Raw genomic sequence first — 23,770 nt, 5'->3', positions numbered from 1 at the left:
TACTTGCCTATGCTGAATGTGTGGCTGACCTGTACGAAGCGCTGGCCGCCCCTGCCCGGCGCGCGATCCTCGACGCCCTCCGCGAACGGGACGGCCAGACGCTCTTCGAACTCTGCGCCCGGCTCTCCATGCATTACGACCTCGCGCTGACCCGGCAGGCGGTGTCCCAACACCTTGGCCTGCTTGAGGCGGTCGGGCTCCTCACGACCAGGCGGGAGGGCCGCTACAAGTACCACCACCTCGACACGACGCCGCTGGGCGCCATCGTGGAGCGTTGGCTCAGCCCGAGTCGGTCCACACGGCAAGAAGGAGAGACATGAAGATCGTGGTGACCAGTGTGTTCGTAGACGACCAGGAAAAGGCGTTGAGCTTCTATACCGGCACGCTCGATTTCGAGAAGAAGACCGATGTCCCCGCCGGGGCCTACCGGTGGCTCACGGTCGTGTCTCCCGGCGACGCGAACGGCGTCGAGCTGCTGCTGGAACCCGACCAGCATCCTGCGGTGGGGCCGTTCAAGACGGCGCTGGTGGAGGACGGCATCCCCTACACCTCGTTCCGTGTCGAAGACGTGCAGGCAGAGTATGACCGGTTGCAGCGGGCGGGCGTGCGCTTCACGCAGCCGCCCGTGGCGATGGGCCCGGTCACGACGGCGGTGTTCGACGATACATGCGGGAATCTCATTCAGATCGCTCAAATGCACTGAGTGACGGGCGGGGCTGGCAGTGGCTGGTCGAGCTTCTCCCCGAGGCCTCGGAGGCGACCGCTCGTACGCATGGCGCGCTCGTGCGAGGCTGTGCGGAGGGCCGCCCGTCCCCGGCTTACAGTTCCTGAAGCAGGTCTAGCAGCGTCTCAGTGTGGTGGAAGAGGGCTTGGGCGTGCTGGCGTAGGTGTTGAAGACCATAAGCCCCCCGGGGTCCACGTCAACCCGCAGGGTTGGGCCGGTGTCGAGTATCTCCAGGAACTCGGCGGCCAGTTCCAGGCACAGGCCCTCGTCGCCGTTGTGAAAGACGATGACGTGGGGACAGAGTTGCTTCTGCGATGTGTTACCGGCGGGAATGCGCCAGTCGAGTCGCAACAGTTCCGTGAGCCGCTCGGCGATACGTTGTTGCAGGGACGTAACCGCCTGGCGTTCCACGGCCTGGAGAGGGATGGGCTGAGCGGGAGCGAGGTGCGCCCGGACAGCGAACGCGCCTCTGGCGATGACGGGGAGAGATCGCCCAAAAAGCGGGGCCATGCCACCAAGGGAAAGGAAGGCGCCGCTGCTCACGCCTCCTCGTCGTCCTCGGTGGGTTCGCGGACCTCCGTCAGCTCGACCTCGAACTCGTCACTTCCCATCTCCTTGCGAACCTGTTCCACGGCGGATTCCTGCAACTCGTTGGTGAGGTTCGAGGCGCGCAGGTCGAGCTGCTTGCGGACCCAGGCCTCAGCCTCCTCTTGGCTCGCGGCGATCACGGTGACGTCGGCGCTGACCGTGAGGGCGCCGCTGACGTGGAACTTGTAGGCGTGCTTTCCTCTCACTGGATCTCCTTCACGCTCTGGTCAACTTTCATCGTCGCCCTCGTCGGGATCGGTCAGGAAGACAACGGGGAACCCATCGGCCTCAGCGCTGTCTAACAGAGCCTCAAGGAAGTGAATCAGGCCGCTGAGCTTGCCGTAGCGGTCCCCCTCCTCGTTGAGGGTCGCGCGCAGGTCGACGAGCGCCGCCTTCTGCTCGGCGAGGGCCTGCCAGTCGGTACTTCGCAGGGTGGCTTCGATTTGAGGAGTGGTTCATCGAAATTTAGGCTTTTCTACCCCCTGGCACGTCGATAACCGTGGAGTCGGTCATTTTGCTAGAGGATGCAGGCTTCAAAGCCGTCCTGGGAGCTGGTGAGGTGACGCCGAGCCGCGTCTTCTTCCCGAAGAAGGGTCGGCATGCCTTCCTCCTGCCGCGTCAGCGGCGACACCCGGTGGAAGAGCTGCCCGGCGTTAGAGTTCCTGGAGCAGGTCGAGCAGCGCCTCGGTGCGGCGGAACAGCGTCTGGGCGTTCCTGGCGTAGGTGTTGAAGACCCTCAGCCCTCCCGGGTCCACGTTCACCCGCAGAGCTGGACCGGTGTCGAGCATATCCAGGACCTCGGCGGCCAGTTCCAGACACAGTCCGTCGTCCCCGTCGTAAAAGACGATCACGTGGGGGCAGGGTTGCTTTTGCGAAGTGTGCCCGGCCGGGAGGCGCCAATCGAGGTGTACCAGCGCTGCGAGCTGCTCGGCGATACGGCGGTGCAGCGGTGTGGCGGCCTGGCGCTCCAGGGCGGGGAGGGAGAGCAGCTTACGCCCCGGGTCGAGGCGAAACAGCCGCGCCACCGTCCAGGGATCGAGCATCTCAAAGGCCGCGGCCCAGTCCTGTACGTCCCGGTCGGTCAGCTCCTTTTCCGGGACCTGCTGCTCTACCGCGCAGTGGCGCCGGAAGCTTTCGAAGTCGCCCCACTCCCGGGTGTAGTAATGCCAGGCGTCGTAAGGGGTCCACACGGACAGGCCCTGCGAGCTGGCGGTGCTGAGGTAGGCCATGACCGTTTGCAACCACAGCGGGTCGGTGGCGTCCAGGAACTCCGCCGAGAGGCCGCGGGACTCGATCACCGGCTCGTAACTCACCTCCAGCGTAGCCGAGTGGTGGTGGAGGTGGTGGCCCGCGACCTCCAGGCGCAGTGTGGGGACGGCGGACTCCGGGAAACGGGCCCGCAAGCCGTCCTCAAGGGCCCGCCCGGCGAATACCGGCAACGTCTCGCCCGGTTGGGGCCGTCCGGGCAGCAGCCCATACCGGGCGAGCTGCTCGAACACGCCCGCGTGCTCGTGAATCGTGTGGCTGCGCTGGTGGGACCTCGCCCCGTGGATGTTCACGGCAGAAGTTCCGCTTCGTCGGGGTGTGGGGTGTGCAGCGCCGGGCCGACGTGCTTCAGCCCGGCGACTGTCTGGGCGAGGGTGCGGTGCTCGGGCGAGCGTTCCCCCTCTAGAATCTTCGCCCCCGCGTCCTGGGGGTCCTGGGGTGCGGTCCGCAGCCACTTGATCAGCTCCTGTTTGTTCATGACGGCCTCCGTGCGAGTTCTCTGAGGACCGCCTGCGCGGCGCGTTGCATGCGCGGCGCGACGGCCACGTAGTCCAGCAGCCGACGGGCGGCGGCGGGGTCACCCAGATACACTGCCCAGTGCGGCGCGAACTCGGTGTTCATGCCCCGGTCGCCCAGGTCGTCCAGGGCGTGTTCGACCTGGCAGGGTACGTGGCGCTGCCCGGGCTGCCCCGGCGCGGAGACGAACAGCGCGGCGGCGAACCCACTCACCGTGGCGCTGTAGAAGGGGCCGTCCTCCCCGGCCTTCCAATCGTCCCACTCGGGGGTCGGCACCTGCCGCGAGGCCTCGTGCAGGGCCGTCAGGGCGCGAACCACCCGGCGCAGGTGGGGGTGCCCGGCGGCCAGGCGCGCGAGATGTTCCAACTCGAACGGGGCCTCGGTCAGGTAGGGCGCCAGCGCCTCGGCCATGACGGTCGGCGTGGTCGTGCCCTCCTTGGCCAGGGCCGCTTCCAGGGCGGGCAGGTCGTCGGCCTCGATGCCGTATTCCTCGGCGAGCTGCCACAGTCCCTTCTCGCGTCCCGAGGTGGTGGTGACGTCGATCTCGGGGAAGGTGTACTCCAGCGCGAACTGTGGGGTGAAGACCGGATAGACCCCCGCCGCCCCCTCGCACAGGTGGGACAGCACGCTGCCGAGCGTCCCCTCCGGCAACCCTCCGTACAGCGCGGGCAGGTGATCGATGTGAGGGATGTTCATGCCCTGGGTGTGGCGCACGAACCCCACGGCCAGGGCGCGCGTGCGCCGGGTCACCTCGTAGACCCGGCACGCGCAGTCCAGTTCGTCCAGGGGTGCGAGGAGTGGCGTCAGCACCTCGCGGAACGCCCAGACGCTGGGATGGTCGTCCGGCAGGGGAGGGGAGGCCAGGGGTACGCCCGCCCGGATCAGGTGATCGAATCCGGCGGGCGGCGCCGCATCCGGCTGCTCGCTCAGGTGGAAGCGCGCTCCATGAATCTGCATGGTCTTCCTCCGGCTCGCCGGGAGGCGGGCGACTCCTGGTCACGCGGCGCGCAGGTCGGCGAGGATCGCCCGCACGTGCCGTGCCAACTCCGGGGCGTGGCGCAGGTAGGCGGCGGCCGCGCGGCGCTGCTCGGGCCGGTGCAGGTCCCAGGCGTGCAGGGGGCGAGCTCCCGCCTCGTTCATCTGTGCCTGAAGGCTGTGAAAGGCGTGCTCGACCCAGCCCAGGTCCTGGCTGCCCGCTGGCGTCGTCGTGAGCAGCACGACCACCGGGTCCTCGCCGTCCAGGCTGTACGGGGCGGACATGGAGTCCGGCCAGTCATCAGGGGACACGGGGTGAAGCCTCGCCGCGACAGCCTCGGCCTGCTGGAGCCGCCGCACCACGGCCAGCGCCCGCCCGGGCAACCCGGCAGCCTGCGCCGCGAGCCCCTCCAGGGTCGCGGGGACCGAGAGGAACGGGCCGAACTCACGCAGGAGGGTGCGGGGGGTCGGGCGGCCCTGAGCCTCCAGCGCCGTTTGAAGGGCGTCCGCGTCCTCACCCTCGACGCCGTACCACTCCGCCAGGCCCTCCACGATCTCCTGCTGCTCGCCCGGCATGGTGAAGTTGCCGTACATGCCCAGCAGGTGGTCCCCGGCGTCGAAAGGGGAGATCACGGGCATGACGGGCCTCGCCACAGCGTGCAGGTGAGGCAGCAACCCGGCCACGAAGGGATGCCCCCAGGCCCGTGCCGCCCCAGCCAGGGAGACGGTCTCGTGCTTCTCGTCGTCCAGGTTCACGTACGCGATCAGGTCTTCCTGGTCGGCGAAGACCCCGAAGTGGCAGGGCAGCTTGAGGCGGCGCAGGGGGACCAGCAGGGCCTCCTCGACGTAGGCCCGGGGTGTCTCGTCCGGCTCCGGGTCGCGCGCGGGCGTGCAGTCCGCCTCGAGGCAGAGCTGGCCGAACTCCACCAGCGAAGGGCTGTGGACCCCGCTGCGCAGCCGGGCCGGGGCGGCGTGAATTCGCATCACTTCCCTCCCAGGGCATGAAGGGCTTTCAGCCAGGTTCGGACGCTCTCTTGCAGGGCGGGAACCTGCGTGAGATAGGCGTCAAGGCGCTCCAAGTCGGGCTCGCCCTGAAGCACGAAGGTGCGGAGCGGGTACTCTTCACCGTCGTGGTACTGGAGTTCCCCGTGCATCTCGCGGGTGAAGCTCAGTCGCTGCTGGTCGCGGGTCGGGAAGGGGTCCACCAGCAGGCTCTCGCGGTAGTACGGCCACAGCCCCTCGGGGGAGACCGAGCACTCCGCGTTGGAGTACTCGGGCAGGGTTTCCGCCTGCCGTTCGAGCGCCTCCAAGTCCGCCACGAGGGCCTGCACCCTGGGGGGCAGCGTCAGCTCGGGCAGCACCGATTCCGGGCGCCACAGCTTGAAGCCGGGCACGCGGCGTTCCACCTGGCTGGGCAGGCGGACGTCCGCCCTCCGCGCGAGATCCAGCGCCGCTTCCACAGGAAGGTGCGGCTCGGCGTCCCACATGCCGAGGTCGGTGATCAGGTCCGCGTAGTCCTCGTCGCTCTCCGCACCGTGGAGATGGTGCTCGGCATAGAAGCCCAGCGCCTCGACGGGCGTGAACAGGGGCAGGACCTGACGGCTGGCGTGGGCCGCGCGGCTCAGCAGTTCGGGCAGCAGACTGCGGTGGATCTTGTGCAGCACCCGGCGCGCGCCGCCCAGGTGCATGGCCGTAAAGGTCCGCACCGGCTGATAGTGGAACTGCACCCGCAGCACCTCTCCCTGCTCGGTGCGGCAGGTGTCCACCACCGCTTCGAGATGGTGGGGGAGATGCTGCAAGGTGTCTTGCAGGCCGCTGAGCACGTAGTTCAGCACGGTGCCTGGCTTACCGGTGAAGTCCCGCTCGGCCATCGCCAGGGCGAGGGGCCGCAGCTTCAGTTCGGTGACGGCGGGGGAGAGGGCGGCGAGCACGGTGGCAGGAGCGGCGTGGAGCAACATGGTCACCTCGCGGTGCGTGAAGGGTGCCGCCCCCGGGGAGGAGGCGGCACCAGGTGGCAGGCCAGGGTCAGCCCTTCGTGCCGACCGCGCGGCGGAAGGTGTACTTGTGGACGTTCCCCTCCACCTCCGGCCCCTCGATGCTGGCGTTGGTCAGGGACGGGGTGTTCACCGCCAGCAGCTTGCGCACGTCGTCCGGCGTGCCCGAAGGGTTGGGGTCGTTCATCGGCTGCCCCCCGTTGAGATCGGCGTACACGAACTTGCGGACCACGACGTTTGCTTCCATAGGTGTTCCTCCTGGGAAGGTGACTTCCCGCCCTGACCGTGGAGGGGGCGCTTCCGGCCCCCTCCGACCCCTGTTACGACCCGAAGAGCGTTTGGGGCGCGTCGTCCAGCGTCGCCGTCACCTTTGTGGGCGCGCCTGCCTTCACCGTGCCGTGCCAGGTGAAGGGTTTTTTCTGCTCGGCCTCGACCAGGACCTTGTACATGCCCTCCGGGAGCGGTCCAGCCGGATTCACCGGGTTTCCTGCGGGATCGAGGACCGTGACGGCCGCCCCACCTGGCGCCTGGACCTCCAGCGAGCCGCCCAGGGTGAAGGCGAGTTCGGCCGTCTTCCCGCGTTCGACCTTCACCGCCTGCTTGGCCGCCCTGTAGCCCTCGGCGCTGGCCTCGACGGTGTACCGGCCCGGGGCCAGGTCGTTTTCCCCCACCTTCACCGTGATGCCGTGGCCGCCCAGGGTCGCCTTCAAGCCAGCGCCGGGGACATCCACCGCGATCCTCAGCTTGCCCTTGTTGCGGTCGCTGGCCGCCGGTGCGGGGCTCGGCGAGGCGGGCGCGGCCGTCTTCGTCTGCACGGCCTTCGCCTGGCTGCGCGCCTGGTCCCGCAGTCCGCCCTGCACGGCCGGGCGGTACTCGCGCAGCGCGTACAGCAGCTCGGCGGTGTCGAACTCCTCCACCGTGCCGGTGAGCGTCAGTTCCGGAAGCGCGGGCAGGTTCAGGGGCCTCACCTGGGCGGTGAGGCGGCCATCCTCGCCGAGGCTCAGCGTGAAGGCCAGGGCGCTGCCCGGGCTCATCAGGCTCGCGAGGTGTCCGAACACCTCTCCGGTCGGGGCGGGCAACCCGGGGGCGTCCCCGGCCTCCGGCACGCTGGCCGCTTCCTCCACCTCGGTGGGAGCGGTCTCACCGGCCTCCTCGGCCCCTTCCTCTTCTTCCTCGTCGCTGCCCTCCGGGTCGTCTGCCTCGTCCGCAGGCGCGCTCTGCTCCAGCGCGGGGGACTGAGCCTCAGGAGCAGGGGGCACGGGTTCCGTCACGGCCGGGGGAGGCGCGGCGGGTGCGGGCGGCGGGGGCACGGCCGCGGGGGGAGCCAGCAGCGCGGGCGCGTCCGGCACTGGTGCGGTGGGGGCCACCGGCGGTTCCTGCACCGGCGACGGCACGGGGTCGGGCTGGACCGCCGCGGTCGGTGCCGCCTGGGGACCAGGGGTCGGCGCCGGGTCGGACCCCCAGTTCTTGAAGAAGCTTCCGAAGCTGCTCTTTCCGACGTTCATCCCGTTGCTCATTTCGACCTCCACCTGCCCCGGGCGCCCCCCGGGCGCGACACCTGCAAGGAGGCGTCCCCGCACTCCGGGTGCTTGAGGAGACTGCCCCGCCCCCGTTGCGCGTAGGCGTGACGCCGGGTGACCCGCCGGGGCCGGGGGACACGCGGCCCTCCCCGGGGAGCCAGGCCGCGCTCGGGATGCAGGGCGGTGTGCAGGAGCTGCCGGACCGGCGAGTAGACCAGCAGCAGCGCCTGGCCCTTCCAGACCACCTGCACCACCTGGCGGTTCTGTCCGTCCTTACGCAGCACCCGGAAGGGGATACAGCGGTTTTCGATCAGGCGGCACAGCCGGAGATACTGCCCGCCGCGCAGGCGCAGGCCGTAATACTGCAAGGGGGCGGTGGTTGACGTGGGCCAGATGGCACAGCACGTCCTCGTCGAGGGAGGGTTGGGCGAGAACCGAAGGGAACATGGCGAGCCTCCAGGGAGAGTGGGCGCCCACCCCGGCATGGAGGTGGGCAGGGCCCCGCTTAGCGGCGAAGGGCGCGCAGCCGCGCGCGGATGACGCCCGCGAGCTGGGTGTGGTCGTGGGCCAGCAGGAGCGTGCCGAAGGTCGCCTGCCAGGCCTGCGCGATGCTTCTGTTCGCGGCCTCGCCGATCAGCACGGGCAGGACCCGCACGTCGCGGTGATCTCCGATCAGCCGTCCGCAGGCCGCCATGTCCTCCGCGTCCAGACCGCCGTCGCAGATCACGATGTGCAGGTGCTGCTCGCCCGCCCGGCGTGGACTTTCAAAAGCCCGGCGCATCGCGGGCGCGAGTTCGGTGTACCCGCGCGGGAAGATCGTGCGCAGGGCCGAGGTCGCGGCCGCGGGGGACAGCCCGAACGGCACGGGTTCCTCCACCACGTCGTCGAAGGCGATCACCCGCACCGGTACGTCCGCGATCTGCGCGGCGCGGATGCCCATGTGCAGCGCCCGGACCGCGCAGCCCATGCGGCCCTCCTCGTTCATGCTGCCGCTGCGGTCGACGATCCAGGTGACGTGCAGCTCGCTGGGCCGCGTGGGCTCCTGGCGTTGCCGGAACAGCTTGGAGCGGCCCTCGAGGTAGCGCGTGAGGTCCAGGTTCCCGCGGGTCTCGTGCGGGCGGGTCCGTCCGGGCCGGGCGCGCTCGCGCAGCACCGACGCCACCAGCCGCGCGGGACCCTCCACGTCGCCCACGGTGAGGATGTCGGCCGGGTCGGGGGCCGGATCGGGGGGCGGCCGGTCCCCGGGGTCTCCGCTGCCCTGCCCTCCCGGAGACCGGCCGCCGTCCCCGTCGTCGCGCGGCTGCTGCCGGTCCGGGTCGCCCGCGCCGCCCGCGCCGCCCGCGCCGACCAGGCCGCCAAACGGGTCGCGCTCGTCTGCCTGATCCAGCCCCAGGAGGCCCAGGATGCAGCCCGCGATCCAGGTCACCCGGTCGCTGTCCGGCGCGGTCCAGGCGGCCTGCATGAGCGGCCAGACGTCGGCCCACTCGTCCGGACGGGCGGGGGCCCACTTGGGGGCGGCGCGGTCGTGCTCGAAGCGCACCGCCAGGCAACCCTCCAGCGAGTCGAACCGCCACTTCGGGCTGACCTTCTCGGCGAGGGTGTCGCCCAAGAAGTCGAAGGCAGGCACCAGCTCGGGGTAGCGGGCGGCCATCAGGCGCTCCATGCGCTCATCCTCCAGCGCGTTCCAGAGCTGCCCCAGCAGCGCGGCTGGCTTGTCGCCGCTGAACTGGACGTGCCCGGCCTCGTGGGCCAGGATGGCCCGGAGCAGCAGCGCCCGCGTGCCATGTTCGTCCACCGGGGCGTGCCGGAGCACATTGGGGTCGGTGACGGGCAGCAGGTTGGGATCGAGGTACACCACCTTCGACTCCGGGTCGACGGCCGCCGTGCCGCCGCGTTTCGTGAGCAGCACTGTGAAGTTGCTCTTGCGGCTGTAGAAGCGGAACAGTTGCCCCGCGAACGTCCGCCAGGCCGGTTGATGCGGCCAGGGGAGGGTGGAGGGCCCGCTGGGTACGATCATGAAGACTCCTTTCTGACCCTCCCCGGCGCCGCCGCGCGGCGCGACTCCCGCCGGACGGAACCAGCGCGCTCCTACCGTCTGGACATGCAGAAGTTCGCAGGCGAGACGTGGGGGGACGTGGGCTACCGCGCGCTGGGCATCGTGGGACTGGCCGGGGTCGTCGCCCTGTCGGTGGGGGACCTGGTGGTCCTGCTGTCCAACGTCAGGGCCACGGCGGGCGTGCCGCTGTTCATGGTGGTGGTGACCCTGGTGCTGGAGGTGCTGGCCCTGGTGTTCGTGTGGCGCAGCGGCGGGCGCGATCTGCGCCCCTCGCCCCACGGGTCACCGGCGATGCTGGCCGCCCTGGTGGGGGGCGGGGCGGTGGTGCTGGACGTGCTGGGCTTCGGCGTGCCGCTGTACCTGGCGCTGGCTACACGCCTGGTGGGGCTGGTCGGGCTGCTGACGCTGCTCGCGCTGCTGGAACCCAGGGCGATCTGGGAGGTGCCGGAACTGGAAAGCACCTGAAGGGGGACCGCTGGCCGCCGGAGCACCCCTCAGTACTCCGGCGGCCAGCTTCTGCTACACCAGCTTCAGCGCCTGCTCGTTCAGCACGCGCCGCAGGTCCTCCAGCGCGGCGGGCTCCAGCCGCCCGAAGTCGTTCCGGGGCACGCAGAAGGGGATCAGGGTCGTCTCGGCCGCCCGCCGGAACGCCTCGTGCCGCTCCCACCCGTCCTCCACCAGGGCCAGGATCGCCTCCAGCCAACTGATCACGACCCGGGGATTGGCCTCGCGCTCCAGCAGCCCCGAGCGGCTGACGTGGTTGGCGCGCGTCTCCACCTCGATGCTGTACAGGTGGGCCGCGAGCTGGGGGTCGCTGGACAGCCGCTCGTACAGGGCCACCGTGACGGCCGGGTCGCCGTACTCCATGTCCAGGTGGAGGTTGAAGCGCCCCAGCAGCGCGGTATCGATGCTCTGCCCGGCCTGGATGTACCCGTCGCCGAGGTTGGTCGTGGCGATGAGGAGGACGTTCTTCACCGGCGCCCAGACCAGCTCGCCGTTTTTCAGGCGCAGCAGGTAGTAGCGCCCTTCTTCCAGGTGCGGCACGCCCATCAGCCCCGCCTCCTGGGCGCTGACGTGGTCGAGGATGCCCACGGCGCTGGAGAGGTTGATCGGGTCCGAGCGCAGCAGCTCGTCGAACAGCAACACCACCGGCGCTTCCTGGGCGCGCAGGAAGGCCTGGGTGAAGGGGCCGTCCACCCACTCGGGTTTGCCCCCGACCATCTGGTAGCCACCGAGGAAGTCCTGGTCGTCCATGTTCGGGCTGCCCTTGACCACGAAGAGCGGCCGCTCCAGCCGCACGGCGGCGGCCTTGGCCGTCTCGGTCTTCATCACGCCGGTGGGACCGGTGATCAGTACCCGCCCGCCGCGGCGCGAGACCCGCAGCAGTTCGTCCAGCGGCGTGTTCCCGGCACTCGGCTGCGGCGCGGTGGTGGGCAGGGTGCCCTTGAGGATGGTGAACTCCTCCGGCGGCAGGAACAGGGTGGCCTGCGTGGGCTCGACGTCCAGGTGGTCCATCTCGCCCACGGAGAACAGCGCCTTCATGCTGTAGTAGAGGCTGTCGATCAGGGCCATCATGGCCAGCGTGGCGTCAGAGTCATTGCTCGCCTGGCGCAGGTCGGCCTTGGTGAAGGTCGGCTGGGCGGGCGTGCGCGGGCCGCGCAGGCGGGAGAGTTCGCCTACCAGGAGCCACCAGCGCGTCTCAACTTCCACCAGGGCGGGGTGGCATTTCAGGACCGCCAGCACGACCGTCAGGGCGAACGGGCCGGTGCGGCCGATGCCGCCCTCGAAGGTGATGTGGGTGCCGTGCACCGTCGCGCCCAGCCAGCGGTTCCCACTCTGGCCGCTCCCAGTGGTGGGGTAGCAGATCAGCACGTCCTGCCCGTTGCCCGGCGTGGCCTGGACGTCGCCGGTCAGGACCCCGCAGATGGCAGTGAGCACACCGAAGCCGACGACACTCTTCGCCGTGGTGTCCTTGTGCTGTGAGTGTGCGCCCGGCGGGATGGCCTGGTGGTAGGACAGGCTGGGCCACACCGACTGGCTCTTGGTGTGGGTGAACGCGATGGCATTGACGGCCGACCAGAAGGTCTTGGGCATGGGGCACCTCCGCTCCCCCGCTGCCCCCGTGAGGGGGCGACTTCTGCCCGGCAGAACAGTCCTGGTCCGCCCAGGACAATGGGATGCTGTGGTTCACGCGGGGAGCCTCGAAAAAATCCCAGATGGGCCGCCAGGGGCAGGCCAGGCCCACATGGGGTAGGTCCTCTTCAGGACCTCCGGTGCTCCACCAAGGGGGGCCGGAACTCGCCGAGCTGGGCCGCCGACACGGTGCGGGTGTCGCAGGTCACCTGTGGCAAGCCCTGGGCGTCTGGCCCGCGCATAGACGTCAGCATCAGCATCCGGTGGTCCGGGGACAGCAACCTGACGTCACCGTGGTCGCCCACGCTTGCGGAGGCGAGGTAACGCCCGGTCGTGTCCAGCAGCACGGCCGTCCAGCCGTCCTCGGAGGTCGGCCACAGACACAGCCCGTGAGGCTCCAGCACCTCGTTGGCCCGTTCGAGACTGACCTGCCGGTTGAGGATGTCCAGCTCCAGATCGTCGGTCACGACGACGCTGCCCTCACGGGTAATCCAGACCATCCAGTGCCCGGCGGCGTAGGACCGCTCGGGACGCATCCCCAACCGGAGGGCGCGGGTGAGGGCGCGGTGCTCCTGGTGGAGTCTCAGGCGCAGACGCCAGCGCGTCAGGACACCCGGCGTGGCTTCGAAGCTGCGGACGGCCAGTTCGCGGTTGAGCACGGCGTTCACCAGGGCGGCGAGGGCCCGGGATTGCGGAGATGGGAGTGACATACGACACCTCGTGGGACCAAAGCGTGAAGGGGGGGGCCGAGATGCCCCGGCCGTTGCTGGGGGCTGGGGCACTGGCGAAGAGACCGTTAGGAGTCCTCTGCGTTCAGAAAGGCGCTCAGGGTGTCGTAGGTTGCCTCCACCGTGACCTGACCGAGGCTTTCCACGGGGGGCTCCCCGCGGGCCACAGCTTGCAAGGCGTCTAGGAGAGAGTCGCCCTCCTCCCACTTGGGGCTGAGGCTGAGCACCACGGCGCGCCCTCCCCGGTACAGGTGCCGGGCGAGGCTGCGGGCCGGTTCGTGGTCGTCCTCGCCGTACCGGGCCGAGTCCGCCGTGGCGAGGAAGGGGTGGTCGTGACCGTCGTAGGCGACGTACATCAGGGGCTGGGGCACGGGGATCTCCTCCGGGCGGTGGGAGACGGGGCGCAGGACCTGGGACGGGCCGCGGGGTGTCCCAGGCCCGTGGCGGCGGGCCGGGCGCCTCACCCTTAGAGCAGGTGAGGGGCGAGGAGCGCCAGCGCGTGGTCGAAATCGAGGGTGCAGGCCACGGGCTGCCCCTGAACCCGGCGCGCTTCCTGCCAGACCAGCCCCCGAAGGGTCATCACCTGCCGGGTGATCACCCCGCCGAACGGATCGAGGCGGGCCTGCACCGCCAGCACCAGCTCGGTGTCCTCGTCCCTTGTGAGCAGCTCGAGGGCGCAGCCCTGGGCGTCCCGTTCCTCGCCGGTGGCAGCCTGCACGAAGCAGCAACCGGCGCCGTAGTGCGTGGCCAGCACCTGCGAGGCCTGCACGGCGAGGGCGCGGGTGGCGCAGTGGGCGAGGTGGGTGCCGTGCGGCGTGGAGAGGACATAGGCGGGAACCGGCGCGGGCTGGGTCATGACATGCTCCTTTCGCCCCTGCTCACTGCGCCCTCCGGGCGCGACACCTCGCGGCGCCGGTGGAGGGCTTCAGGAGCGGTGGGACATCCTCTGCCGCCCCTGAAGCCCTTTGCTCAGGCCGGAGTGTTCTGGCCGCGCCGGAAGGCATTGATGCTGCCGAGCGCCGCCTTGAGGTGCTTGTACACCTCGCGCTGGAGATCGAGGTCCTCCGGCAGCTCATGCCGAAGCTGCTCCAGCGCCTGGGCGAGGTGCGCCCCACCGGCGGCGGTGCGTTCGTCGTCCGGTCGCGCCCACTCGGGCAGCTCGGGCGTGGTGGCGGGCTCGCGCCGCGCGTTGTTCCAGTCCACCCACTGCTTGGGCAGGTCGTACAGGTAGCGTCCGATGCCGAACTGCACCGCACAACGCTTCAGGGCGTCCGAGGAGGCGGCCTTGAGGGTGCCCGCTTCCCCCTCGCCCGCCTCGCCGATGTCCTCGCGGGTCACGCCGAGGACCGTCAAGCGCCCCTTGACGGTGGGGGTGGTGCTCGCCACGACTGCGATCTCGAAGGACCAGTCGTCCGGGCACACGGCGTCCAGCCGGTCCTGCACGGCGCGGGCGTCCACGTAGGCCACCAGCAGCGTGCGGCCACGGTCCTTGGTGAAGGCCTGCGGTTTCCAGCCCACTAGGTGGCTGGGAAAGGGGGCCTGGAACCGCCGCTGGACCTGGGACAGGTGGGTGGCGGCAGGGGAGAGGGGCAGGTTGTCGGGCTGGTCGGGCATGGGCATCCTTTCTGACCTCGTGGGGTCATCCTTCCCCGGCGGGCGCCGGGCGCCCGCGACGCCCGGCCGGGTCGGAAAGAGGCTGGCGTCCCTTCCGGCCCGGCAAGGGAGGCTACGCCGCCTGAAGCTGCACGGCCAGGATTTCCTTGCGGACTTGCATCAGCAGCACCTCCAGCCGGTTCAGGCCGTGCCCGCGGTAGAGGCCCCAGTACCGATCCCGCTGGGCGTTTTCCTCCACAAGCGTGGCCGCGCCGATGGCCACCGGGCGCTCGCGCAGGTCCGGCTGGCGGAACTTCACGCGGAGCATCGCCAGCATCACCTCCTCCTTCAGGTCGTCCCAGCCCGGGCGTAGGGTGACCTGCTGCCCGCGGCCCGCCGTGCCTCCACCGGGGTCGGCAGGGCGGCGATGACGGCCCGCTCGGCGAGGTCCTCCGTCTTGCAGGCCTGGAAGGCGTGCTCGATGGTCGGGTACCGCGTGCCCCGCATCCAGATAACGGCAGGCTCGAAGTTGCTCAGAAAGGCGTGCCGACCACGGAACCCTCGTATCTCGGTTATGCCGGGCCGTTCCCCCGGCCCCGCCGGGGGGACCCTTGAAGACAGGGCTGTCCGGCACGGTGGGGAGGAGGCCCCGGACCGGCCCGCCTCCGGCTCGGCATAGGGCGGTGACACGACTCGGAAAGTCTTCAGGCTCGGGCACCCGGTTTTCTGGCAGCTCGCCGTGTAAGACGCTCGAGGCCAATAAGCTTGGACCGAATTGGCGCTAAGGAATTGCGCCTAAAAGTACACGCCTCAACAATCCGGGGTGTGGCCGTCGCCCCCTACACCTCATGCACTTCTTGATCAACCGCCTTCTCATCCACGGAGTCGGGAGTAGGTTCACGTCCACGTTCCACTCGGACGACCCGTCGCCAGCGGCTGAAGGCCGAGCGCAGCGCGGCCCAACCGGCCGCCGTCGCCACGACCATCCAGCCCCGGCCGAGCGCAGCGTTGCTGGCGATTTGGGCGTGGTCGGCGCCGCCCGCCTGCCACCACAGGCTCTCCACCATCACTTGTCCCTGCCCGTCCGTCCAACGGAACAGACCGCGGGCGTCAAACGACCACCCCAACCGCGTTCCTAGCGCTGGGTGGAGGGCCAGCCACCCTTCGCCGGGCGTGTCGAAGCCACGCCCCTCGTGCTCTACGATTAGCGGCACGTCCTCGTCAGGACCCGTGCCTGCCGCGCAGTCGTCCAGCCACGCGTTGACAAGGACGGACCTCGGGAAACGCACGCCCCCGGGCACTTCGTACAGGAGGGCCGCGCGGTCGACGCGCGACGAGCGTCGCTCAAAGGGCCGCCCCTGGTCCACCAGGCGAAACAGGCTTTCCTCGGCTAGGACGACGCGCCCGTCCGTCAGCACGAACGGCAGCCCTGCGGCCGCGCCGGCCACCACGTCCTCCCAGGCAGCGGGCGAGCGGGCCCACCCGCGGCGGGGCGCCGCTACGAACTCGGGGCGAGGTTCGGGCTCGCGCGTCACGAACGCCGGGTCGAAGAACCTCAACTCGCTCCGCAACAGGCGCTGGTCCGCCGCGTCGAGCTGGCCCGCATCGAGGAGTTCCGCCACGATGTGGAACAGCGCCCTCCTCGCTAGGGCCGCGCGTGGCCGGTTGAATGTCAGCCGCAGGCCCGCCCGGTCGAGCCTGTCACGCAGTGCTCGCTCGCCCGACGCGGACCAGGCCGCCTCCGGGCGCAGTTCCCCCATCAGCCGCCTCGCCCGCCACAGCACGGCCCGTCCGCCCAGCCCAGCGAGGTCGGCCACATACTCCAGCACCTCGTTGTACGGGCGCAGGGTCTGGGCCGGGTCGGCCGAGTCGGGCAGGGCGTCGTCGGACCGCACAGGGAACAGGAAGGAGGGCGCCGCGACATCCCCGGGTACCACTAGGGCGTACTCCAGGGGTAGGGCGCGCCGGGGCGGAGCGGCCCTGACGAGACCCAGGCGGCCCCGCAGCCTCACCGCGCTGTCCCGCAGCGCCACGTTGTCCGTCAGCGCCCAGGCCGAGAGTTCCCCCGACCAACCACGCAGCAGGTCGGGCCAGTCCCTCCCGGCGCCCTCAAGCACGATGGCCAGGGCCTCCCGCGTGGCCTCGTCCCCGTTCACGCCCTCACGCAGGGCGCGCGTCACGGCGCCGTGACCGCTGCCCCACAGCCGCGTGAGGGCGCGGCGGGCCCCGAAGGCTAGGAGCGGCACGGGGTGGCGCGCCACCCGCACGAGACCGCGAGCGAGCACGTCGTCCTCCGCCTGGCCCGGGGCAGGAAACGTCGGGTCGTCGTCGGGCAGGGGCGCCCGAGCGAACATCGCCTGAACGTATCCGTTTATCTCGCCCCAAACGGCCTCGGTCGGCGGTAAGTCCGCAAGCAGGGGCAGCACCATGTCGAGTTCCTGGGCGACGGTCTGCGCGAGGTACGGCTGCGCCTCGATGTCGCGTGCGAGGACATCGAACGCGAGTGCATGGCCCCGGGCGGGATCGGCGGCGACCAGCGCCGCAAGGGCCTCGACGCGCGTCCCGCCGTCGATCCACCGGGTCCAACCACTGCTGCTCGAGGTGTGGAGCGCCTCCAGGCCGAGCGCCCAGGCGCCTTCGGCCTGCCCAGCCGCCACCAGGCTCCGGGCGAGGGCGGCGAGCACCAAGGACCGGCCGGACTCCACGCCCTGGCCCAGCCCGGCCCGGCCTGCCCGGACCTCCTCGGCCAGACGCTGCACCTCGCCGGGCCCGAGGCTGGGCGCCAGTGCCCGCATCACCGGTGCCCAGCCGAAGGAACGGCCCTCGGCCTGCTCGCCCAGCAGGTCGAAGAACTCGTCGAGCGTGTGGACGCGGCGCAGCACCTGCGCGAGGCTCAGGGGGGGACCGGAGGTCCGGCGCAGCACCCGCGAGTCGTAGTCCTGCACGCCCGTGGGGGGCGCGTTCACGTCCAAACCTGGGACCTCGAGGTCCAGCTCGCCGGCGACGTCCCTCAGGCCCTCCATCCAGTCAGCGAGCTCGGAGGGCAGGGCGTAAAGCGCCACGGCCCGTCGCAGGTCCGACGTTTCCGCCTCCGCAAGCGCCCGCCCACCCATTTCCGCAGTGCGCCGGAGGTACCTGCCGACCGCACCCGGTTGGGCGCTCGCGGATGACGCGATTAGCAGGTCGCGCACCCCCGCGCCCACCAGGGCCAACGTCTCCCCCGACGCGCCACGTACCGCGGCCCCGAGCAGGGCCGAGAGGCCAGCCGCAAAGGACAGGGTCCCGCGGGAGACGAACCATTCGAACAAGCCGGTGCCGTAGTCGGCGCCGCGCCCGTACGCGACCTCAATCAGTTCCTGGGCTGCCCGCCGTTCGGCCCCGGTCTCGGTGAAGTGCTCAAGCGACGCGACGGCCCGCGCCCACCACGCGAGCTGTTCCCCGGCGTCCCCGGGGTGTGCCCGAAGGTGCCGACCAAGCCAGCCCACCCAGTCGGTCATCTGCTCGTCCTTGCGCTGCCCGACCTTGAAGGACAGCGCCTGCGCCTCATGCAGCATGCCCCGGGCGGCAGGCAACTCGCCCACCTCGATCCACGCCCGCACCTGCTCGGCCACATCCTCCAGCTGCCCGAACATCTCCGCGTGCCGCGGCATGTCCGCCTGCACGTCATGCAGGGCCGCGACGACCCAGGCGGGGGACGCGCCGTGGGCCAGAAAGCGTCGCGCGACGCGGCGGCGCACGGCGACCGGCCATGCCGCGCGGCTGGGCGGTGAGTCCCACTGCGCCTGCACGAGCCGGCGCACCTCGTCGAACGCCGCCGGACCGTGCGCGTGGGCGACGTCCACCACCCATTCGAGGAAGGCCGCGCGCTGGTGGGGGACCTGGTAGCTCGCCACCCCGTCGCCGCCGCGTGGACGGAAGTTGTCGAACAGCGGGATGAACACCTGCACCTCGTGGAACAGCGCGGCCCCAGATCGGAGGCGGCCACGCCACGCGTCCGCCCACAGGCGCCCGAGCACGTTGAGGGCGCGTTCGTACGCGACCAGCCCCCGCTGGCCGTCCCGCTCGGCCCCCGGGACCGCCGAGCGTGCCTCGTCCTCCCGCCCCAGGGCGAACAGCAGGCGGTAGTGCCGCAGGTGCCGGTGAAACACCTGTTCGGCGTTCTGTACGTTCAGGACGTCGTCCAGACTTGGAGGGGAGAGGCCTTCGGCCAGTTCGGCGGCGCGAACCGGGTCACCCAGGTCGCGGAGCACCGCCTCAGCGAGCGTCAGCCGCGCGTTCGCGGACAGGCTTGCGCCCGCAAAGGCTTCTGCCGCGCCCTGAACAAGTTCGCGCCGGGCCCCGGGAGTCTCCCGCCAGCGGTGCATGGCGAGCCAGAACCGCGCTTCTGCGGCGTCGCTTCGGGCGTTCAAGGCGGCGTCCACGAGTGAGACGTCCCCCTCGTTCCTCGTGTCAATGGCGCCGAGGCCAGTGAGCAGCAGCAGGTGTGCCTGCCACTCACGCGTCGGGTCCTCGGAGGTTTCCCACCCCCGCGTGCGCTCAAACCTGATGCGCTCGATCGCACCAATCAGGTAAGGCATCTGCCGGAAATGTGGTGCGGCGCGCGCCCACGCCTGAATGTCCTCGCGGGGTTCGTCCGGATAATCCAGGGCCACCGCACGGCCGGAGAACAGTTCGAACGGCTCGGCGAGACCGAACACGGCGCGCGCCTCGGTCTCCAGTCCCGCCTCCAGCAGGCGCACGCTGAGGTCGAGGGCGCGGGCACGCTTCACGCGCAGCTTCCCGCCGTCGCGCAGGAGCTCGGCGGCCGCCTGGGCTTCGTTCAGGTCGAGCAGCAGGTCCGCAAAGTCGAACTCGGCCACGTCGAGCTGGGACGCGCGCTGCTGCAACTCCGAGAGGATGAGCGCGCAGCGCGCGAGGGCCACCCCGTCGCGGCGCGCCGTCGCCTCGCGCAGCGCGAGCAGCACGTCGGTCTGGAGGGCGTCGTGCGGGCGCAGGGCGAAGAACTGCTCGCGTGCCCAGGCCGGGGTGACCCACCCCAGCACGACGTCCCCCTGCTGGGCGCGGGCCCGGTGGTACAGCTCCTCCCAGCGCCACACGGGCGACCCGGACGCCGCGCACCGGTCAGCGAGTTCGGCGTGCAGCGCCCGGTCGAGGGCCTCGTCCTGCCCGGGGCCGAACAGGCGGCGCGCCGTGCGGCTAAGCAGGAAGAGCCGGAAGCTGTTGTGGAAGAAGTACCAGCGCGTGTCGGTCTCGCGGCGGAAGTATTGCCACGTCAGCGCGACGAACCTCTGCAGGGTTCTGCGGTCAGCCCAGGTTTCGACCCACTCGAGGTCCACCACCCGGCGCAGCCGGCACAGCCGGCCGAGCAGGGCGCGCACCGGCTCCTCGGCCTCCAGAGCAGACCAGTACGTCTCGTACTCGAGGGCTACGTCGCCCCCGAAGACCGCCGCCGTGCTGAGCGCCTCGTCTACGTCCACCACCGTCGCGGCGCCCGCCAGACGTTGGAGCAAGTACGACAGGGCGAGCGGGTGCCCGCTCGACGCGTCGAACACGCGCCGCTGCCGCTCTGGGTCGAGCGGCACTGGAAGACGCGCTTGCTCTACCAACCGGGCGACCTCCTCCCGGTTGAGGGGCTGCACGTCGACGCGCCTCGAGGGCTCCCGCAGCGCCACAGCCACCCGCGTCGGGAGGCCGTCAAGGTGGTCCGTCTGCGTGCCCAGTACCAGGAACACCCCCTCACGGACCTCCTCAGGCAGGGGGAGGTCCTGCAGGAGCGACCGGTTCGGGCGCTGCTCGCGCGGGATGTGGTCGAGACCGTCGATCAGGATGACGGTGCGGACGCCCTGGGTGCGCCACTCCTCGTGCAGGTGCCGTAGCTGGGTATGCCATGCGCCCAGGAGCGCCTCCCGCTCCAATGGGCGCACGCGCGCCCCGGCTGGCACGCCCGCCTGCTCGAGCGCCATCACAATATCGTGCAGGAAGTTCACCGCCTCGCCGCGAGCGACCACGGGATCGTGCGTGTCGGGCACGTACGCGTAATATCGCACCACCCGCTCGGGCCGCTCTCGTAGCGCCGCCGTCAGGAACGTCGACTTGCCCGCCCCGGGCGGGCCGAACACGGCGACGTACCCGCCGGGCAACCTGTCCAGGGCTTGGGCAAACGCGGTGGCCGTCGCCCCGCTCGCCACGTACGCGGCGCCCACTGGAAAGTCGTGTCGCGCCCGGAACTGCCCGGCCCCGGCGCCCAGCCTCGCCAGAAGCTCGGCGCGCGACACCTCGACCGTGCCCCCGGGGTCGGCCACCACGGCCATGAAGTGCCGGACCAGGTGCTCGAGAAATGGCTCCTGCGGCGCCCCGGCCCCGGGGGCGCCGCTCGGGGCCGGGAGTTTCTCTCCGAATAACAGATCGCAGTCGGCGGTGAACCGCTCGAACTCCGGCTCGCCTAGCCCGCTGGCCTGCTGTAGGGCCCGCCACGCCCCGCGCCAGGCCCCCGGGGCGTGGCGCGGCCCGGGCCTCCACCCCTCCTCCATAAAGGCGGCGAAGTGGGAGTGCCGGGCGCCGTCGGCGAGGGGCAGGCGGTCCCGGGTGGACGGCAGGTCGTTGGTGACGAGGTGCACGACCACGCGCCGCCCAGGGTTGCTGGCGCGCAGCCGGGTCCAGCCGTCGGCGAGTTGTGCCACCAGCGGCGGCGTGTCGCCGCCCTGCGCCACCAGCTGTTGGAAGGTGAAGGGCGCGGGGTACTGGCTCCACTTGACCTGGTACGCGTCCACCCGCAGGTCGAACCCGACCTGGAGGTCGTCCGTGCGCCCCGCGCCGGGGTCGGCGAGCCGAATCCAGGCGAGGCCGCGCTCGAGGTCGCGCAGGACGCGGGCCGCCGCCCAGCGGTACTGGGAGAGATACCCGCCCATCGCGCGCCGCTCGCCCTCGGCGGGCGGAGTCGGTTTCGCACGCGCCGATCTACGCGGCAAGCATGGCCTCCTTCGTTGGGCGGGGCCAGGCTCGCGCGTGGACTCCAGGTTCTCTCTGATTCAGCAAATCGCCACCTTACGCCTTCATTTTATATGGGCAACCTTAATTGCAATTGGACGAGGACTTTCAAGAGATGCAACCGTTCAATTCCTCAGCGCTGTCCCCGGGCTTCCCGTCCCCAGCAGCGCCTCCGACTGCCGCCAGACGGTCGCACGATCGTGGGGGCTCACGCCCGCACCGCGTAGACGGGGAGGCCGCTCTGCTGCGCGGCCGCGAACTGCGCCTGGTTGGCCCCTTGCACTCCGCCTTGGCCCACGATGTGGCTGATCGCGGTGATCGGCACCGACGCGAAGATCGCCCGGGCGTAGCGCACGGCTGGCGCCCCGGCCCCCAGGTGGCCGCGCAACTCGTACGCCCCCTCTCCCAGGTACCGGGTGAGGGTCCCCGGCGTGGCGCTCGGCGTGACCCACCAGTGCAGGCCGGTGCAACTCGTGTCCGCGGGGTGGCGCTTGCCCGTTGGGCAGACGTGCGTCCCTTCCAGGTGAGGCATCAGGGCTTCTGGATTGGCGATCAGCGCCTTGTTGTGGAGGAACAGGAAGCGGCTCTGCGCGCTGAGCTTGCCCACCGGCAGGGTGGGGGAGACCTTGCGCGAGAAGCCCATGCGCCGCGCTTCCTCCCAGAAGTCCGGCACGAAGGGGTAGTGCGACTCGCCGATCACGTCCACGACGTGCGTAACCCCCTTGGGATCAGTCCAGAGCGTGACGCCCAGCGCGCTGACGCTCAGGTTGGTGGGGACCAGGGTGGGGAAGTCCACCAGGAAGTGGTCGAGTGGGTGGGAGCCGCTGGCGCTGACCGCGCATTCCAGGTACCATCCGCCGAGCATCCGCCCGTCGCCGCAAAGCCGCCGTCCACCCTGCGCCAGTCCGTGCATGCTGCACCTCCGTTGCCCTGCGCCTGCGCGCGAGCAGCGCGCGACCCCTCCTCAGGGCGGCAGGACCTGCTCGACGTGGACCGAGGTGGCGCCCGTAACCGTGCGGCGTGTCCACCCCAAGGGCGTGATCTCTACCACGCTCCACGGCCCGATTAGGCTCAGCAGGGTCGCGGCCCGCCCGAGGTCGTGAAGGGTGACCGGGCGGGCGGCCTGGGTCCAGGTGGCCCGCAGGGCAGGGGTGCGGCCGCTGAGCGCGTACTCGCAGGCTTCCGCTACGGTGAGGTATGTCGTGAGCACCCAGGGGGAGGTGTGGGTGGGCACGGCGCACCAGTCCACCGTCACGCCGCGGACGTGGACGGCGCACGGTGCAGGGGCTGGGTCATGGGAACCTCGGGGAAGTGATCGGGCGCCGGGCCCTCTCCCCGCCCCGGGAAGAGGGCAGCGCGGGCCGGGAGGCCATCTCCCCCAGCCGCCGCCCCTGGCCTTGCTGGCCCTCAGGCGGCTCCGGAGCGGGTCACACGCACCCGGCTTGGAGGACGGTTTACGGCGGGCGGAGCGGGCACCTCTGGTGGGGTGGGCTCCGGCGTGGCCTCCACGGTGGGCACCGCGTGGCCGATGTCTCCGGCGCGGCGCCGTCCCGGACCAGGTTCAGCAGCGCCTGGGCCAGCGCGCCGAGGTCTACGCCCTCGTGGCGGGCCATCGCCCCCACCCGGCTCGCCAGGTCGGCGACCACGTCCACCTCGATCAGTGGCGCCGGGGCGTCCATCAGGGCGGCGCCGAGGACGTCGCCCAGGTCCTCGGCGTGGGCGACCCGCGCGCCCTTGAGGTCGTCGGCCGTGAACTTCGCGCCCAGGTTCCCCGCTACCTTGGCCTGTAAGGCCTCGACCGCCTGCGTGCGGTACGGCTCGTTCAGCCCGGCAATCTGCTCGACCACGCCGACGGCCACCCGCTCGCCGACCAGGTCCAGCACCCACTCGGGCAGCTCGAGCAGCCGGGCGCGCTTCTTCAAGGTACCGAGCGGCGCACCCCACAGGTCCGCGACCCCCTTGAGGTTGTAACCCTGATTCAGCTTCTTGCGCAGGGCCAGCGCCTCGGCGACCGGGTTGTTCGAGCGCCCTAGGTTCTCGATGCCGGTGATGTCCGCCGCCGACCCGTCATTGCTGCTCACGAACGCGGGCACGTCCGTCAGCCCCACGTCCCAGGCGGTGTGGAAGCGGCGGCTCCCGGCAGAGACGCGGTACCGGTAGGGACTGCCCTGGGGCGCCGGGTACAGCTCCAGCGGCGTGAGGATGCCGAACTCCCCCACGCTCGGGCCGATGGGGTTGCGCGCGCCCCGCAGCTCGGGCGGCTCGATCTCCGCCAGCGGCACCACCTGGTACTGCCGCTCGCCTGAGTCCTGAAACAGCGGTGTTGCGTCCATGTTGACCTCCACTGCGGCTACCGCGCCGGTGCAGTCCCGGCGCGACACTACCGGCTCCGCCTCCTGCCCCTTACCCAATCGCACATCAGCGCCCCGACCTAGAGTCCTGCCACGCCAACGCGAGAACGGTCCAATATCTGCTGAACGTCCGCCGGGCCAGCGTGCCACTGCCAGACGCTCAGCCCCAGCAGGATCAGGCCAAGCAGGATGGCGGCGGTGCACAGGCCCAACACGGCGCAACGGAAGAGTGGGTGCATGGCTCTCTCCATGAGAAGAGGGGGCCGCGGCACCGCGTGGCACCCCGTACCCCCACGAGGGGCTCAGGTCAGATCACCTGCGTCTCGCTGCCCAGGCCCG

The 23,770-nt window shown here is 70.8% G+C and carries 25 protein-coding genes; 3 read left to right on the top strand and 22 right to left on the bottom strand.

What is annotated here, in order from left to right; genetic code table 11:
- Nucleotides 1–20: 20 nt before the first annotated feature.
- Nucleotides 21–320: a helix-turn-helix domain-containing protein gene (locus HNQ09_RS08265; protein ID WP_184027822.1), complete on the top strand. Its 300-nt coding sequence runs from the start codon at nt 21–23 to the stop codon at nt 318–320.
- Nucleotides 317–703 carry a VOC family protein gene (locus tag HNQ09_RS08260; RefSeq protein ID WP_184027819.1) on the top strand — a complete coding sequence of 129 codons (387 nt, stop codon included), beginning with the start codon at nt 317–319 and terminating at the stop codon, nt 701–703. The genes HNQ09_RS08265 and HNQ09_RS08260 overlap by 4 nt, the downstream gene beginning before the upstream one ends.
- Nucleotides 704–838: 135 nt before the next feature.
- On the opposite strand, the gene HNQ09_RS08255 is transcribed toward HNQ09_RS08260, so the two are convergent.
- The 11 genes from HNQ09_RS08255 to HNQ09_RS08205 all read right to left on the bottom strand — a co-directional run bounded on the left by HNQ09_RS08255 (nt 839) and on the right by HNQ09_RS08205 (nt 9,600).
- Nucleotides 839–1,267: a hypothetical protein gene (locus HNQ09_RS08255; protein WP_184027816.1), complete on the bottom strand. Its 429-nt coding sequence runs from the start codon at nt 1,265–1,267 to the stop codon at nt 839–841.
- Nucleotides 1,264–1,518, bottom strand: a complete 255-nt coding sequence (locus HNQ09_RS08250) for a hypothetical protein (RefSeq protein ID WP_184027813.1) — start codon at nt 1,516–1,518, stop codon at nt 1,264–1,266. Before HNQ09_RS08250 ends, HNQ09_RS08255 begins: the two co-directional genes overlap by 4 nt.
- A 447-nt stretch (nt 1,519–1,965) precedes the next feature.
- Nucleotides 1,966–2,871, bottom strand: a complete 906-nt coding sequence (locus HNQ09_RS08245) for a hypothetical protein (RefSeq protein WP_184027811.1) — start codon at nt 2,869–2,871, stop codon at nt 1,966–1,968.
- Nucleotides 2,868–3,056, bottom strand: a complete 189-nt coding sequence (locus HNQ09_RS08240) for a hypothetical protein (protein WP_184027808.1) — start codon at nt 3,054–3,056, stop codon at nt 2,868–2,870. Before HNQ09_RS08240 ends, HNQ09_RS08245 begins: the two co-directional genes overlap by 4 nt.
- Nucleotides 3,053–4,051, bottom strand: a complete 999-nt coding sequence (locus tag HNQ09_RS08235; protein ID WP_184027805.1) for a hypothetical protein — start codon at nt 4,049–4,051, stop codon at nt 3,053–3,055. The genes HNQ09_RS08240 and HNQ09_RS08235 overlap by 4 nt, the downstream gene beginning before the upstream one ends.
- A 39-nt stretch (nt 4,052–4,090) precedes the next feature.
- Entirely contained in the window at nt 4,091–5,053 is a 963-nt protein-coding gene (locus HNQ09_RS08230) for a hypothetical protein (RefSeq protein WP_184027803.1), read from the bottom strand.
- Nucleotides 5,053–6,027, bottom strand: coding sequence for a hypothetical protein (locus HNQ09_RS08225; protein ID WP_221269702.1), 975 nt, complete (start codon nt 6,025–6,027; stop codon nt 5,053–5,055). The genes HNQ09_RS08230 and HNQ09_RS08225 overlap by 1 nt, the downstream gene beginning before the upstream one ends.
- A 67-nt stretch (nt 6,028–6,094) precedes the next feature.
- On the bottom strand, nt 6,095–6,310 hold the full coding sequence (locus HNQ09_RS08220; RefSeq protein WP_034360937.1) for a PRTRC system protein C: 216 nt from the start codon (nt 6,308–6,310) through the stop codon (nt 6,095–6,097).
- A 73-nt stretch (nt 6,311–6,383) separates the two neighbouring features.
- Entirely contained in the window at nt 6,384–7,580 is a 1,197-nt protein-coding gene (locus tag HNQ09_RS08215) for a hypothetical protein (protein ID WP_184027799.1), read from the bottom strand.
- Nucleotides 7,577–7,951, bottom strand: coding sequence for a hypothetical protein (locus HNQ09_RS08210; RefSeq protein WP_184027797.1), 375 nt, complete (start codon nt 7,949–7,951; stop codon nt 7,577–7,579). Before HNQ09_RS08210 ends, HNQ09_RS08215 begins: the two co-directional genes overlap by 4 nt.
- 137 nt (nt 7,952–8,088) lie before the next feature.
- Nucleotides 8,089–9,600 carry a vWA domain-containing protein gene (locus HNQ09_RS08205; protein WP_184027795.1) on the bottom strand — a complete coding sequence of 504 codons (1,512 nt, stop codon included), beginning with the start codon at nt 9,598–9,600 and terminating at the stop codon, nt 8,089–8,091.
- 84 nt (nt 9,601–9,684) lie between these two features.
- Here HNQ09_RS08205 and HNQ09_RS08200 point away from each other — a divergent pair, with 84 nt between their 5' ends.
- Nucleotides 9,685–10,104, top strand: a complete 420-nt coding sequence (locus tag HNQ09_RS08200; protein ID WP_184027793.1) for a hypothetical protein — start codon at nt 9,685–9,687, stop codon at nt 10,102–10,104.
- 54 nt (nt 10,105–10,158) lie between these two features.
- On the opposite strand, the gene HNQ09_RS08195 is transcribed toward HNQ09_RS08200, so the two are convergent.
- From HNQ09_RS08195 to HNQ09_RS08145, 11 genes are all read right to left on the bottom strand, one after another.
- Entirely contained in the window at nt 10,159–11,733 is a 1,575-nt protein-coding gene (locus tag HNQ09_RS08195) for an AAA family ATPase (protein WP_184027790.1), read from the bottom strand.
- Between the two features lie 167 nt (nt 11,734–11,900).
- A complete protein-coding gene (locus tag HNQ09_RS08190) occupies nt 11,901–12,482 on the bottom strand; it encodes a hypothetical protein (RefSeq protein WP_184027789.1) in 582 nt (193 codons plus the stop codon).
- Nucleotides 12,483–12,568: 86 nt separating this feature from the next.
- Nucleotides 12,569–12,871, bottom strand: coding sequence for a hypothetical protein (locus tag HNQ09_RS08185; protein WP_184027787.1), 303 nt, complete (start codon nt 12,869–12,871; stop codon nt 12,569–12,571).
- A gap of 95 nt (nt 12,872–12,966) precedes the next feature.
- On the bottom strand, nt 12,967–13,356 hold the full coding sequence (locus tag HNQ09_RS08180; RefSeq protein WP_184027784.1) for a hypothetical protein: 390 nt from the start codon (nt 13,354–13,356) through the stop codon (nt 12,967–12,969).
- A gap of 113 nt (nt 13,357–13,469) precedes the next feature.
- Entirely contained in the window at nt 13,470–14,114 is a 645-nt protein-coding gene (locus HNQ09_RS08175; RefSeq protein ID WP_184027781.1) for a Rad52/Rad22 family DNA repair protein, read from the bottom strand.
- A gap of 112 nt (nt 14,115–14,226) precedes the next feature.
- Entirely contained in the window at nt 14,227–14,430 is a 204-nt protein-coding gene (locus HNQ09_RS18840; RefSeq protein WP_184027779.1) for an NADAR family protein, read from the bottom strand.
- Between the two features lie 11 nt (nt 14,431–14,441).
- Complete coding sequence (locus HNQ09_RS18835; RefSeq protein ID WP_184027777.1) at nt 14,442–14,600, bottom strand: NADAR family protein; 159 nt, start codon at nt 14,598–14,600, stop codon at nt 14,442–14,444.
- A 332-nt stretch (nt 14,601–14,932) separates the two neighbouring features.
- On the bottom strand, nt 14,933–21,061 hold the full coding sequence (locus HNQ09_RS08160; protein ID WP_184027775.1) for an AAA family ATPase: 6,129 nt from the start codon (nt 21,059–21,061) through the stop codon (nt 14,933–14,935).
- Nucleotides 21,062–21,288: 227 nt separating this feature from the next.
- Nucleotides 21,289–21,993, bottom strand: a complete 705-nt coding sequence (locus HNQ09_RS08155) for a hypothetical protein (protein ID WP_184027772.1) — start codon at nt 21,991–21,993, stop codon at nt 21,289–21,291.
- A 51-nt stretch (nt 21,994–22,044) separates the two neighbouring features.
- Nucleotides 22,045–22,314, bottom strand: a complete 270-nt coding sequence (locus HNQ09_RS08150; protein ID WP_184027769.1) for a hypothetical protein — start codon at nt 22,312–22,314, stop codon at nt 22,045–22,047.
- Between the two features lie 220 nt (nt 22,315–22,534).
- Nucleotides 22,535–23,413, bottom strand: coding sequence for a ParB/RepB/Spo0J family partition protein (locus tag HNQ09_RS08145; protein WP_184027766.1), 879 nt, complete (start codon nt 23,411–23,413; stop codon nt 22,535–22,537).
- Between the last annotated feature and the right edge of the window lie 357 nt (nt 23,414–23,770).

Origin of the sequence: Deinococcus budaensis (genome assembly GCF_014201885.1) — a bacterium.
Lineage (GTDB): Bacteria > Deinococcota > Deinococci > Deinococcales > Deinococcaceae > Deinococcus > Deinococcus budaensis.
Note: the sequence above shows the minus strand (reverse complement) of the source record. Positions and strands in the feature narration are given on the sequence as shown.

Bases quoted from the DNA above. Each gene is read 5' to 3' on its own strand.
- HNQ09_RS08215 (WP_184027799.1), bottom strand. From the start codon at position 7,580: ATGAGCAACGGGATGAACGTCGGAAAGAGCAGCTTCGGAAGCTTCTTC.
- HNQ09_RS08235 (WP_184027805.1), bottom strand. From the start codon at position 4,051: ATGCAGATTCATGGAGCGCGCTTCCACCTGAGCGAGCAGCCGGATGCG.
- HNQ09_RS08155 (WP_184027772.1), bottom strand. From the start codon at position 21,993: ATGCACGGACTGGCGCAGGGTGGACGGCGGCTTTGCGGCGACGGGCGG.
- HNQ09_RS08260 (WP_184027819.1), top strand. From the start codon at position 317: ATGAAGATCGTGGTGACCAGTGTGTTCGTAGACGACCAGGAAAAGGCG.
- HNQ09_RS08175 (WP_184027781.1), bottom strand. From the start codon at position 14,114: ATGCCCGACCAGCCCGACAACCTGCCCCTCTCCCCTGCCGCCACCCAC.
- HNQ09_RS18835 (WP_184027777.1), bottom strand. From the start codon at position 14,600: ATGCGGGGCACGCGGTACCCGACCATCGAGCACGCCTTCCAGGCCTGC.
- HNQ09_RS08195 (WP_184027790.1), bottom strand. From the start codon at position 11,733: ATGCCCAAGACCTTCTGGTCGGCCGTCAATGCCATCGCGTTCACCCAC.
- HNQ09_RS08225 (WP_221269702.1), bottom strand. From the start codon at position 6,027: ATGTTGCTCCACGCCGCTCCTGCCACCGTGCTCGCCGCCCTCTCCCCC.
- HNQ09_RS08190 (WP_184027789.1), bottom strand. From the start codon at position 12,482: ATGTCACTCCCATCTCCGCAATCCCGGGCCCTCGCCGCCCTGGTGAAC.
- HNQ09_RS08145 (WP_184027766.1), bottom strand. From the start codon at position 23,413: ATGGACGCAACACCGCTGTTTCAGGACTCAGGCGAGCGGCAGTACCAG.
- HNQ09_RS08180 (WP_184027784.1), bottom strand. From the start codon at position 13,356: ATGACCCAGCCCGCGCCGGTTCCCGCCTATGTCCTCTCCACGCCGCAC.
- HNQ09_RS18840 (WP_184027779.1), bottom strand. From the start codon at position 14,430: ATGCTGGCGATGCTCCGCGTGAAGTTCCGCCAGCCGGACCTGCGCGAG.
- HNQ09_RS08205 (WP_184027795.1), bottom strand. From the start codon at position 9,600: ATGATCGTACCCAGCGGGCCCTCCACCCTCCCCTGGCCGCATCAACCG.
- HNQ09_RS08240 (WP_184027808.1), bottom strand. From the start codon at position 3,056: ATGAACAAACAGGAGCTGATCAAGTGGCTGCGGACCGCACCCCAGGAC.
- HNQ09_RS08200 (WP_184027793.1), top strand. From the start codon at position 9,685: ATGCAGAAGTTCGCAGGCGAGACGTGGGGGGACGTGGGCTACCGCGCG.
- HNQ09_RS08230 (WP_184027803.1), bottom strand. From the start codon at position 5,053: ATGCGAATTCACGCCGCCCCGGCCCGGCTGCGCAGCGGGGTCCACAGC.
- HNQ09_RS08220 (WP_034360937.1), bottom strand. From the start codon at position 6,310: ATGGAAGCAAACGTCGTGGTCCGCAAGTTCGTGTACGCCGATCTCAAC.